The 13,201-nt window shown below is 41.2% G+C and carries 11 protein-coding genes; 9 read left to right on the forward strand and 2 right to left on the reverse strand.

Features of this window, described 5'->3' with window-relative positions; genetic code table 11:
* The first annotated feature begins 12 nt into the window (after positions 1–12).
* The 9 genes from HDF25_RS17875 (at position 13) to HDF25_RS17915 (ending at position 10,497) form a co-directional block, all read left to right on the forward strand.
* Positions 13–1,002, forward strand: a complete 990-nt coding sequence (locus HDF25_RS17875; protein ID WP_184627231.1) for a beta-ketoacyl-ACP synthase III — start codon at positions 13–15, stop codon at positions 1,000–1,002.
* An 82-nt stretch (positions 1,003–1,084) separates the two neighbouring features.
* On the forward strand, positions 1,085–1,564 hold the full coding sequence (gene accB / locus HDF25_RS17880) for an acetyl-CoA carboxylase biotin carboxyl carrier protein (protein ID WP_184627233.1): 480 nt from the start codon (positions 1,085–1,087) through the stop codon (positions 1,562–1,564).
* A 36-nt stretch (positions 1,565–1,600) separates the two neighbouring features.
* A complete protein-coding gene (accC, locus tag HDF25_RS17885) occupies positions 1,601–2,941 on the forward strand; it encodes an acetyl-CoA carboxylase biotin carboxylase subunit (protein WP_184627235.1) in 1,341 nt (446 codons plus the stop codon).
* 80 nt (positions 2,942–3,021) lie between these two features.
* Positions 3,022–3,912, forward strand: a complete 891-nt coding sequence (tatC, locus tag HDF25_RS17890; protein ID WP_184627237.1) for a twin-arginine translocase subunit TatC — start codon at positions 3,022–3,024, stop codon at positions 3,910–3,912.
* A gap of 3 nt (positions 3,913–3,915) precedes the next feature.
* Positions 3,916–4,353: a ribose 5-phosphate isomerase B gene (gene rpiB, locus HDF25_RS17895; RefSeq protein ID WP_184627239.1), complete on the forward strand. Its 438-nt coding sequence runs from the start codon at positions 3,916–3,918 to the stop codon at positions 4,351–4,353.
* 207 nt (positions 4,354–4,560) lie between these two features.
* A complete protein-coding gene (locus tag HDF25_RS17900) occupies positions 4,561–6,177 on the forward strand; it encodes a M28 family peptidase (RefSeq protein WP_184627241.1) in 1,617 nt (538 codons plus the stop codon).
* A gap of 67 nt (positions 6,178–6,244) precedes the next feature.
* Entirely contained in the window at positions 6,245–7,636 is a 1,392-nt protein-coding gene (locus HDF25_RS17905) for a LutB/LldF family L-lactate oxidation iron-sulfur protein (protein ID WP_184627243.1), read from the forward strand.
* A 5-nt stretch (positions 7,637–7,641) separates the two neighbouring features.
* Positions 7,642–9,618: a thiamine pyrophosphate-dependent enzyme gene (locus HDF25_RS17910; protein WP_184627245.1), complete on the forward strand. Its 1,977-nt coding sequence runs from the start codon at positions 7,642–7,644 to the stop codon at positions 9,616–9,618.
* A 60-nt stretch (positions 9,619–9,678) separates the two neighbouring features.
* Positions 9,679–10,497: a hypothetical protein gene (locus HDF25_RS17915; protein ID WP_184627247.1), complete on the forward strand. Its 819-nt coding sequence runs from the start codon at positions 9,679–9,681 to the stop codon at positions 10,495–10,497.
* Here the strand turns inward: HDF25_RS17915 and HDF25_RS17920 are convergent.
* Positions 10,446–11,060, reverse strand: coding sequence for a SprT-like domain-containing protein (locus tag HDF25_RS17920; protein WP_317618214.1), 615 nt, complete (start codon positions 11,058–11,060; stop codon positions 10,446–10,448). The genes HDF25_RS17915 and HDF25_RS17920 overlap by 52 nt on opposite strands.
* 18 nt (positions 11,061–11,078) lie before the next feature.
* Positions 11,079–13,199 carry a ferrous iron transport protein B gene (gene feoB, locus HDF25_RS17925; protein WP_184627249.1) on the reverse strand — a complete coding sequence of 707 codons (2,121 nt, stop codon included), beginning with the start codon at positions 13,197–13,199 and terminating at the stop codon, positions 11,079–11,081.
* Positions 13,200–13,201 lie beyond the last annotated feature (2 nt).

Raw genomic sequence — 13,201 nt, forward strand, 5'->3', positions numbered from 1 at the left:
ATCTGATAACAAATGAATAAAATTCACGCTGCAATTACTGCGGTTCAAGGTTATGTTCCTGACTATGTGCTTTCTAATAAAGAACTAGAATCGATTGTTGACACTACTGATGAATGGATAACCTCACGAACGGGTATTAAAGAGCGAAGAATATTAAAGGGTGAAGGTTTAGGCACCTCCGACATGGCAGTTCATGCAGTTAACGGACTGTTAAAGAAAAGAGGAATAACAGCAGAAGAAATTGATCTGATCATTTTCTGTACCACTACGCCTGATTTACCTTTCCCGGCTACGGCAAATATTTTAGCAGATAAAATTGGCGCGAAGAATGCCTGGGGTTTTGATCTGCAGGCAGCCTGTTCCGGATTTATTTACGGACTTTCTACTGGTTCACAGTTTATTGAATCGGGGAAACATCAAAAAGTATTGGTTGTTGGCGGAGACAAAATGTCCTCGATCATTGACTATACAGACAGAACTACCTGTATTATTTTTGGAGACGGCTGTGGAGCGGTATTGCTTGAACCCAATGAAGAAGGTAACGGCGTCATTGATTCCGTACTGAAATCTGATGGTGCCGGAAGACAATTCCTGCATCAGAAAGCTGGTGGATCTGTAAAACCGGCATCTCATGAAACTGTGGACAACAGGGAACATTTTGTGTATCAGGAAGGAAAAGCAGTTTTCAAATTTGCAGTAACCAACATGGCTGATGTAGCAGCAGAAATCATGGAACGCAATCAGCTTTCGGCTGAAGATGTGACCTGGTTAGTGCCTCATCAGGCTAATAAAAGAATTATTGATGCTACGGCTTCAAGAATGGGTGTTGGTGCTGAAAAAGTAATGATCAATATTGAACGTTACGGAAATACAACTAACGGAACTATCCCTTTGTGTTTATGGGAATGGGAAGACAAACTCAAAAAAGGCGATAATATTATTCTTGCTGCTTTTGGTGGTGGATTTACCTGGGGATCAGTGTACTTAAAATGGGCTTACTAATTTGTATGCCAATTTTATACAAATAAAAATATTAACTTAGAGTCTTTAAAAGACCAATATCTTTTCAACAAAACACCAAAAAATGGATATCAAACAAATTCAGGAACTCATTAAATTTGTTTCTCGTTCGGGCGTCAATGAAGTTGCAATTGAGCAAAAGGACTTCAAAATCACTATTAAAACTAACCAGGCCCCAACGGTTATTACCACAACAGTTCCTGCCCAGGCAGTGGCACCTCAGGTGTTACCTTCCGCTCCGGCAGTACAACCTGTTGCTGTAACAGGAGGCAACGCGGCTTCTGCAGAAGCTGATGATTCTAAATATATTACCATCAAATCTCCGATGATCGGAACTTTTTACCGTTCATCAAGCCCGGACAAACCTTCGTTTGTAAATGTAGGCGATGAGATCACTACAGGTAAAGTTATCTGTATTATCGAGGCAATGAAGTTATTCAACGAAATTGAAAGCGAAGTTTCTGGAAGAATAGTTAAAGTACTGGTTGATAATTCATCACCTGTAGAATACGACCAACCATTATTTTTAGTAGAACCTATGTAATATTTGCTTCTGGCAAATTATCATCTTATCAATTATATGTTTAAAAAAATATTAATTGCCAACAGGGGCGAAATTGCATTGCGTATTATTCGTACCTGTAAAGAAATGGGCATTAAAACTGTCGCAGTTTATTCGACTGCCGACAGAGAAAGTCTACATGTTCGTTTCGCGGATGAAGCTGTTTGTATAGGCCCTCCTCCGAGTAAAGATTCCTATTTAAGTATCCCGAACATTATTTCTGCTGCTGAATTAACCAATGCCGATGCGATCCATCCTGGTTATGGATTTTTATCAGAGAATGCTAAATTCTCTTCTGTCTGCAGAGACTATGGAATTAAGTTCATTGGTGCTACACCTGAACAGATCAATTCTATGGGAGATAAAGCTTCTGCCAAGGAAACCATGAAAAAAGCTGGGGTACCTACTATCCCAGGTTCTGAAGGTTTACTGGAAAGCGTAAAAGAAGGTATCGTTCTGGCTAATCAGGTCGGATACCCTGTTATCCTTAAAGCAACTGCCGGTGGTGGTGGCCGTGGAATGCGTGTGGTATGGAAAGATGAAGAGTTTGAAAATGCATGGGACAGTGCAAGACAGGAATCGGGTGCTGCTTTCGGAAACGACGGTTTATACTTAGAAAAATACATCGAGGATCCACGCCACATTGAAATCCAGATTATTGGTGACCAGTATGGTAAAGCCTGTCACTTATCTGAGCGCGACTGCTCTATTCAGCGTCGTCACCAGAAACTGGTAGAAGAAGCTCCATCACCTTTTATGACTCCTGAACTGAGAGAGCGTATGGGTGAAGCTGCTATCAAAGGTGCAGCTGCTGTACAATATGAAGGTGCAGGAACCATCGAATTTTTAGTTGACAAACACCGTAACTTCTACTTCATGGAAATGAATACCCGTATCCAGGTTGAACACCCGGTTACTGAAGAAGTTATCAACTATGATTTAATTAAAGAACAGATCAAAGTGGCTTGTGGCGTTCCTATCTCTGGTAAGAATTATCTTCCGGATATGCATGCTATCGAATGCAGGATCAATGCTGAAGATCCTTTCAATAACTTCAGACCTTGTCCTGGAAAAATCACGAACTTCCATTCTCCGGGAGGACATGGTGTAAGGGTTGATACACATGTTTACGCAGGTTATCAGATTCCTTCCAACTATGACTCTATGATTGCCAAACTGATCTGTGTTGCACAAACACGTGAAGAAGCAATCAGTACGATGGAGCGTGCTTTAAGTGAATTCGTGATTGAAGGTGTGAAAACAACCATTCCTTTCCATTTAAAATTAATGAAAGACCCTAACTTCAGGGCCGGGAATTTCACCACGAAATTCATGGAAACTTTTGTTTTTTCTGAATAGAGAAAATCTAATTATTATATTTAAAACGTAAATACCATTCTAATAAAATAGAATGGTATTTTTGTTTACAAATAACGTACATGAGTGATAACAAAGCGAAGGACCTAATTGGTGCTATTAAGAATAAAGGAAAGAATCTGGAATCTGAAATGTCTTTCTTCGACCATATTGATGTATTAAGAAAACACTTACTAAGATCTTTACTTGCCGTAGTAATTTTCACTGGTCTTGCCTTCTGGTATTACGACTTCCTCTTCAACACTATCATTATGGGCCCTGACAGCCCTACTTTCTGGACTTACCGGATGATGTGTAAATTAGTTCAGATCTTCCCTTCGCTGGGAACTGACTTCTGTATCACCAAAATCAATGGTAAAATCATCAATACGGAAATGGCCGGCCAGTTTACCTTACAGATCAATTCCTGTATCATGACCGGGGTAGTTTTTGGTATCCCTTATATCCTTTTTGAACTCTGGTTATTTATAAAACCAGCCCTTCATGATAAAGAAAGGAAGGCTGCAAGAGGATTTGTCTTCTTTGCTTCTGTATTATTTTTGATAGGTGTTTTATTCGGCTATTTCATTATCTGTCCACTCTCGATTAACTTCCTGACGAATTTCTCGGTGAGTCCGATGATCGAAAATACTTTCACTATTGACTCTTATTTATCATCTGTTGCCACCTTAACAATTGGAACAGGAATTATATTTGAACTACCAGTAGTTATTTATATCCTCTCCATTTTTGGCATCATGACCCCGGCATTTATGCGGGCAAGCCGGAGATATGCAATTGTAATCATCCTGATCATTGCAGCTGTAGTTACCCCTACTCCGGATATGGTGACGATGCTTGTGGTTGCTTTCCCGCTCTTCATCTTATATGAATTGAGTATTTTCATTTCAGCAAAAATTGAACGCAGAAAAAACAAAGAATTATACGGTACAACTAAAGGCAATAACTCATAAATCATGTCTGTAACACCATTAAAAATAGCCATTGGCGCTGACCATGCCGGTTTTAACTATAAAGAAGTATTACGTGCTTTTCTCACGGACTTTGAAGTCAAAGATTTTGGAACTTATTCAGCTGATTCAGTAGATTATCCTGATTTTGCACATCCGGTGGCAACAGCGGTTGAAAATGGGGAATTCCCTTTTGGCATCCTGATCTGCGGAAGTGCAAACGGAATAGCCATAGCAGCGAATAAACACCAGGGAATCAGGGCTGCGATATGCTGGGAGAATGAACTTGCAGCTTTATCGAGGATGCACAACAATGCAAATATAATCTGTATCCCGGCACGTTTTGTAACTGAAGAACTAGCTAAAGAAATGGTGATGACTTTTCTGAATACTGCATTTGAAGGGGGCAGGCATGCAACCCGTGTAGGAAAAATATCCTGCTAAACAGATTTTAGAAATTTATAAAAAGGCCCGGGTAAACAACCCGGGCCTTTTCTGTTTAAAATCCGGATCCCGTCCGGAACCGGGAAAAGAATTCATGTAACATGAGTCTTACAGGCAACTCAGCGGTTATTTTCTTATCTTCAATCCCTCTTTAAACTGAACCGATTTTCCAACTAATTAAATAAGATAATTAACAAAAGCTAAATAATGAATAAACACATTTTAAGTACAAGCCTGGCATTTCTGCTATGTCTGGCTGCCTGTGCGCAGAATAAAACTGCGGTTAAATTCAGTGAAAGCATTGATAAGGCAAATGCTTACAAACACCTTTCTGTACTCGCATCTGATGAATATGAAGGCAGGGAAACTGGTAAAAAAGGAGCCTGGATGGCTGCCGATTATATCAAAAACTATTTCAAAAGTATTGGTCTAAAAGGCCCGGTAGAGGGAGAATATTTCCAGCCTATTGATATGGTTACCTATAACCTGACCCAAAGTAATTTCAAGATTAATGGCCAGGCTAAGGAAAACAATAAAGATTTTGTTATTCCGGCCTATAATGTATCCCTCCAGGGATTTAACTTTGATGTTAAAGAAGTACTATTCGCTGGTTATGGCATCAATACAGCCGATTATAATGACTATGCAGATATCGATGTGGCCGGAAAAGTAGTACTGATCTTTGCGAATGGAAATCCAACCTTAAAAGATGAGCCTGCCCCGGCAGACCGTGCTGCAAGAAGAAAAGCAATGGCTGCAAAACGTCAGAAAATCCAATACCTGGCAGATCACAAAGCATTGGCTGTTCTGGAAATTGACCCTGCGCTGGATAACCTTTCTGAAGAAGCAAAGTTAATGTATGCGGGTTCGGGTCAACTTTCACTGAAAACAGCCGAAAGTACTGCACGTATGGCAAAAATGAAACCCTTTGCTTCCATTAGTATCTCGACAGCTACCGCTAACGAATTGCTAAAAGCTTCAGGGACTTCGGTAGAGACTATCCAGCAAAAGATCAGTTCTACAGGAAAACCAGCCTCTTTTATCATCAATACAGCAGTGTCTGGCAGTGCATTGAAGAGCGAAGTTAAAGTAAGGGCAGAGAATGTACTGGGTTTCCTGGAAGGTTCGGATCCGGTCTTAAAAAAGGAAATCCTGGTGATCACCGGTCATTATGATCATATTGGTTTGACGACTTCCGGTACAGATAAAGTGAACAACGGTGCTGATGATGATGGCTCGGGAACTACCGGCGTATTGTTGATTGCCGATGCCTTTACTAAAGCTAAAGCCGCAGGAAAAGGGCCTAAAAGAAGTATCTTATTTATGACAGTAGTTGGTGAGGAAAAAGGTCTTTTAGGTTCAGAATGGTATTCGGAACACCCTGTACTTCCACTGGAAAATACGATTACTGATTTAAATATTGATATGATCGGAAGGGTCGATTCTGCACATAAAGATCATCCTGATTATGTATATATCATTGGGTCTGATATGTTAAGTTCAGAACTGAATGCGGCAGGAATAAAAGCCAATGACGACTACCTGAAAATGAACCTGGATATGAAATATAATAACAGAACAGATCCAAACCAGTTCTACTATCGTTCAGACCATTATAATTTTGCCAAACACGGTATACCGGTGATCTTCTATTTCAACGGCGTACATGAAGACTACCATCAGCCGGGTGATGAAGTGAGTAAAATCAACTTCGACATGCTGGCCAGACGGGCAAAATTAGTCTATTTTACTGCCTGGGACCTGGCAAACCGTCCAAACCGGCCTAAGGTAGATAAAAACGAAGATGGCACACCTAAAAACTAATTTCAAAAAACCTGCATAACGTGCAGGTTTTTTCGTTTAGCTACAAGCGTAATTATTATATTTGAAAATGACGAAGATTGCTGAAGAGTTTTTGGAAAAGGCAGATGAGAAGGCATTTGATCTGGATCATCGTAACACGATCAACCACAACATTGGTAAATACAATGATGCGGTTGCAAAGGGTTTAACGAGATTTGAGAATTTAGAAAACTCAAAAAAGAAGGCCCATGTAATCAAATGGCGGGTAATGGAAAATCTCGACAAATTCTTACCTGAATTTGAATCGAATTTCCAGCGTCGGGGTGGAAAAGTAATCTGGGCAAATGATACAGAAGAAGCACAAAAAGAGATCTTAAATATAATCAACAGGAACGGTGGCAAATCGGTTATCAAATCGAAATCCATGACTACTGAAGAAATTCATTTAAATGACTTTCTGGAGAAAAATGGGATAACCTCTGTAGAAAGTGATCTGGGCGAATTTATTGTTCAGTTACTGGGACAGAAACCCTATCACATTGTCACACCGGCAATGCACCTGACCAAAGAAGATATCGCTAAATTATTCCACGAGAAATTTGGTACACCTATAGATTTCACACCCGAACAGCTTACACAGAAAGCCCGGGAATTACTGCGTGAAAAATATCTGACCGCTGATATCGGTATAACTGGTGGTAATTTCCTGATCGCTGATACGGGCAGCATTGCATTAACGGAAAATGAAGGTAATGCCAGGCTGAGCACAACCTTTCCAAGAATACATATTGCCATTGTCGGCATTGAAAAGATAATCCCCTCGATGGCAGATCTTGACCTTTTCTGGCCGCTGTTATCCAGCCATGGAACGGGTCAGAACCTGACTGTATATAATACTATTCTGAGTGGCCCGAGACAGCCTGGTGAAACTGACGGACCGGAAGAAATGTATGTGATCCTGTTGGATAACGGACGTACCAATCTGCTCGCGCAGAAAGATCAGCGTCAGGGCTTGTATTGCATCCGTTGCGGAGCCTGTCTGAATGCCTGTCCGGTTTATAAAAACATTGGGGGACATACCTACAATACAACTTATAGTGGCCCGATCGGCTCTATCATTACTCCGCATCTACAGGGGATGAAAGATTTCAAACACCTGAGTTATGCCTCAAGTCTTTGCGGGAAATGTTCTGAAGTCTGCCCGGTAAAAATTGACATTCATAAAATGCTGCTCCTGAACAGAAGAGATGCTGCAGACCAGCATGAAAATTCTAAAACTGAAGAAATTGGCTGGAAAGTATGGAATGCCGGAATGGCGAAAAGATCCAGAATGGATATGTTCGGAGGAAAAATCAAGAACTTCTTTCTTAAATTTTTCTTTAAAAAGATGTGGGGAAAGTATCGTGAAATGCCGGAAGTAGCACCTAAATCCTTCGCTAAACAGTGGGAGGAACAAAATAAAACTAAACCACAAACCTAACCTATATGCATTTCGACCGGAAAGAAAAAGACGATAAAACATTATTGTCGCTGTATAAGTGTCTCCTTTATCCCAGAATGGTCGAAGAAAAAATGCTGATCCTGCTCAGACAGGGTCATATAGGGAAATGGTTTTCAGGAATCGGACAGGAAGCTATTGCTGTAGGTTCAACCCTGGCCATGAATGCAGAAGAATATATTCTTCCCATGCACAGGAACCTGGGGGTCTTTACCTCCAGGGATATTCCCCTGCGTAACTTAATGGCGCAGTGGCAGGGAAAGGTAACCGGCTTTACCAAAGGCAGGGACAGGTCTTTTCATTTCGGCACGCAGGATTACAAAATCATTGGTATGATCTCTCACCTGGGTCCGCAAATGGCCCTGGCTGACGGAATTGCCATGGCGGATCTGATTGCGGGTCAAAATAAGGCTACCCTGGTTTTTACAGGGGAAGGCGCTACCAGTGAAGGCGACTTTCATGAAGCCATCAATGTAGCTTCAGTCTGGAATTTACCAGTCATCTTTCTGATTGAAAATAATGGCTACGGTCTCTCTACCCCTATCAATGAACAATTTAATTGTGAACACCTGGTTGACCGGGCAATTGGTTATGGCATTGAGGGGATTCAGATAGACGGAAACAATATCCTCGAAGTTTTCGATACGATTACCGAAATCACAGAGAGCATCCGCTTAAATCCCAGACCTGTTCTGCTTGAATGTTTAACTTTCAGAATGCGCGGCCACGAGGAAGCTTCGGGCACAAAATATATACCTGCTCAGCTGTTTGAAGAATGGGGCACTAAAGACCCTGTTAAAACATTTGAAGATTACCTTTTTCATCAGCGCGTACTGACCGATGAATTGTTACAGGAGATCAAAGCTGAATTTAAAGCTGAAATAGACCGGGAGATTGAGCTTGCTTTTAAAGATGCGGATCCTGTCCCTTCGATAGAAACGGAACTCGCGGATATGTATTACCCCTATATACAGGAAGTTACTCTCCCTACTGAATCAGCTACAGAAATGCGGTATATTGATGCCATCAGTGACGGATTGAGAATCGGAATGCAGCAACATCACAACCTGGTTATTATGGGTCAGGATATTGCCGAATACGGAGGTGCCTTTAAAATAACTGCTGGTTTTGTAGAAGAATTTGGTAAAGCCAGAGTGCGAAATACCCCCATCTGTGAATCTGCAATTGTAGGTGCGGGACTTGGCCTTTCTATCAATGGATATAAAGCTGTCGTAGAAATGCAGTTTGCTGATTTTGTCACCTGTGGTTTTAACCAGATTATAAATAACCTGGCCAAAACACATTATCGCTGGGGAGAAAAAGCGGATGTAGTAATTCGTATGCCAACAGGAGCCGGTACTGGGGCAGGGCCTTTTCATTCTCAGAGTAATGAAGCCTGGTTTACCAAAACTCCCGGACTCAAAATAGTGTACCCTGCTTTCCCATATGATGCTAAGGGTTTATTAATTGCCGCGATTGAAGATCCTAACCCTGTGCTCTATTTTGAACATAAATATTTATACAGAAGTTTAAGTGGTGAAGTTCCTGCTGGTTATTACACGGTCGCAATCGGAAAGGCAAACCTGTTAAAACAGGGCAACCAGTTGACAATAATCACCTATGGTCTTGGGGTACACTGGGCTTTGTCCTACCTGGAGGCCCACCCGGAATTAGCTATTTCACTGGTAGATCTGTGCAGTTTACAACCCTGGGACAAAGAAACCGTTTCGGAAGCCGTAAAATCAACCGGCAGAGTGATTATACTTCATGAAGATACCCTGAGTTGTGGTTTCGGAGCAGAGATCGCAGCATGGATTGCCGAACACTGCTTCACCTATCTTGATGCCCCCGTCATGCGCTGTGCAAGTATAGATACGGCCATTCCGATGAGTAAAATACTGGAAGATCAGTTCCTCGCCAAGAGCCGTTTGCATAAAACTGTACAAAAAATACTGGCCTATTGATGCGTTGGCACGATAATGGCCTGTCCTGGACAGCATTGCCATTATTTACAGAAGCGCGACATGAGAACCATTTATTTACTAAGTTTAGGATTACTGCTCTTTACGCTTCCTGGTTGTAATTATTTTAAGTCTACCCATCCGCAAGCTGCTTTGCCCGAAGAAGGTATGACCGGAATAACCGATAAATCCATCTTAAATTTTTCTGCAGCGATTGACAGGAATCTTAAAGATTACAGAAAGCAGTACAGTCTGATTTATGAATCAGGCGATTTCTCGGTGTACGCAGAAAAATACAGTGCCCATGATAATGGTATGTTATATAAAACCTATACCACTAACGGGACTATCAGTAATACAGTAAAAAGCTACTATTTTAAAAATGACAGTCTGATCCTGGTGAAGGAACGGAATAAACTCATGAATGAGGAGGGAGGTGTTTACAGGGACCGTCGCATTTACCTGCGCAATAACGTTACCTTTAAAATAGATAACCGCACAGCAAGTTCAGAAGAAGCACTCCGCACACTTCCCTATCTGCCTGTACAACCTGCTGACAGTAAATATCCGGATGATAATTATGTTTCGGATGTGAAAGGTATCAATGATGCAATCAATGGTACTGATAAGTTTGAAATGGTATTCGATAATATCACTACGTATCCTGATGCACTTTATATTACGCTCAAGAGTAAAAGACAGTCAAACTATAAGGCAAGTATCCTGGTAAAAAATAAAGATACTTACGTAGACAGCCTGTTAAATTTCCCGGGACTCTTTAAAGATCGCTGGTTAAAACTGAAATGGGTTATCGAGGATCACAACGCTGTTTATGTTCCTGTTGCAGCTGCAACCACTTCGGCCAGCGGGCTAAACAAATAGATATTACCGTTATCCAGACATTCACACCGGAACCTTTTCCTGAGCTGCTCTCCCTTTTTGAATCTGCGTCCATCCTTAATAGTAAATACAGTATGCTGGGGCAACTCTTCCAGGCGGGTATGATCTCTGACAACATCATATTTTTTGAGCGCCCTGGAGAGCTTTAAATCGGTACAACTCGAAGCCGACGGATTACTCAGATAAGTGCTGATAGCGATGTGGAGATCTTCCGGAAAAATCTGCTGATCCAGAAAAGGGGTCATCATTCTTTTAAAATTATGCTTCCATTCTCCACCATGGGGTTTGACCTTATTTTTATGATCATTCCAGGTGAGCAAATGTGCAAATTCATGAACTGTAGTCACCAGAAAAGCATAGCGGTTCAGATTGTTGTTCACTGATATCTTATGTCCCAATTGTTTAAAAGGGTGTCTGTAGTCCCCCAGTTTAGTGGCCCTGCTTTTGGATATCTTAAATTCGCACTGAAAATAATCAATCCATTTAGCTATTACCGGAGCTGCCTCGGGGGGCATATACTGTGCTAAAACATTGATTTTTTCCACAGTACTAAGATAAAGAATTTACTTTAAAAGTTGGAAGGCTATTAAGCTGGCTACATAGGCCATTCCTGTCATGTACACGATTTGTATAACCGGCCATTTCCATGATTTGGTCTCTCTGTATACAACCGCTACCGTACTCATACACTGCATTGCGAAAGCGTAAAACAGCATCAGCGCAAAACCAGTAGCAAAGGTAAATACCGGCAATCCGGTTTCAGGATTTCTGGCTTCTCTCATTTTATCTCTTATCGTTCCTGTCTGTCCCTCTCCGTTGTCTACACTGTAAATGGTAGCCATCGTTCCTACAAACGCCTCTCTTGCTGCAAATGATGTAATCAGTGAAATACCTATCTTCCAGTCAAAACCCAGGGGCTTGATGACAGGTTCTATAGTCCGGCCCAGAATACCTGCATAAGAACTTTCCAGTTTTTCTGCAGCTTTATCTCTTTCCAGTGTACTGATCTGTAAACTGTCTTTCTTCAGCTCAATCGCTGCATATTTTTTCTCTATCTGGTCAAAGCTTTTGGGAGGGCCATAAGTAGCCATTACCCACAATACAATGGAAATAGCAATGATCACCTTACCTGCTTCAAATACGAATGTCTTGGATTTCTCATACATGGTAAACAGGACATTGTTCCATCTTGGCATCCTGTAAACTGGTAACTCCATAATAAAATATGATTTCTCTGTAGCCTTGATCAGGAATTTCATGACAAAAGCAACGATAACCGCAGCGAAAATACTGATCAGATACATCCCCATCAGGGCTAATGCCTGCATATTGATGATACCGAACAGTTTCGTATCCGGAATGATCAGAGAGATCAGTAAAGTATAAACAGGAAGCCTTGCAGAACAGCTGACCAATGGTGAAACCATAATCGTAATAATCCTGTCCTTCCAGTTTTCAATATTCCTGGCGCTCATAATAGAGGGTACTGCACAGGCAAAACTACCGATCATCGGGACCACAGATTTACCACTCATCCCGAATTTCCTCATGATTTTGTCCATCATAAAGGTTACCCTGGCCATATAACCGGTATCTTCCAGAATTGAAATCAGTGCAAATAAAATTGCAATCTGAGGAACAAACACACTAATCCCACCTATTCCGGCAACAATACCATCCAGAAAAAGATTAGTTAATATTCCATCGGGAAGATGTTCATGTCCGAATTTCGTAAACCAGGCAAATCCCTCTTCGATGAGTCCCATTGGATAGGCGGCCAGCGAAAAAATGGCATTAAAAATAAATAACAGGATAAAAATGAAGATAAAAAATCCCCAGAAACGATTTGTTAATACAGAGTCTATTTTATCACTGAATGCAAATTTCTTTATAGCACCTGTATCTTTGATCACACCGCTTAAGACAGTGCTTAAATATCTGTAACGCGCGATTGTCTCGGCTGCCTGTAATTTTGAAGACTCAAAATGGTGTGCCTTTTTAATCTGTTCTAATTGTGTATGCTGTGCTGAAGTATAAATATCAAGGTGTTCATGCTGATGAAGTAACTGTAAAGCAAAATAATCATTGCTGGTACCCAGAAAAGTCTTTGCTTCTTCTATGGCATCTTTTGCCAGTACATTAACATCTGCTCCCTCCACCTGGGTAGGAATAGTAGTCGCATTGGCAATTGCTTTTTTCAGTTCTTCGAGGCCTGTTTTACTTCTTGCAGAAATAGCCACAACCTGTACACCCAGACGTGAAGAAAGTTCATCAATATTAATATCGATCCCTTCCTTTTTAGCCATATCTGTCATATTCAGGGCAAGTATTACCGGAATCTGCAGATCAGCTACCTGAGAATACAACAATAAATTCCTGCGCAGGTTAGTCGCATCAGCCACCAGTACTACCAGATCCGGATGGCTCCGGTTTTGCTGATCTGCCAGAACCTGGAAAACGATACTCTCGTCTTTACTCTTCGGATATAAACTATAGGTACCTGGCAGATCGACTACTTCAGCCTGTCTGTCCGCAGAGAGTTTACAATAACCTGTTTTCTTATCAACAGTAATTCCCGGAAAGTTCCCGATTTTCTGGTTTAACCCGGTAAGCAGGTTAAACAAAGTTGATTTTCCCGTATTCGGATTCCCAACCAGTGCAATTTTTAAAGTAGTAGCAGCCAAAA

This window comes from Pedobacter cryoconitis (assembly GCF_014207135.1).
Classification (GTDB): domain Bacteria; phylum Bacteroidota; class Bacteroidia; order Sphingobacteriales; family Sphingobacteriaceae; genus Pedobacter; species Pedobacter cryoconitis_D.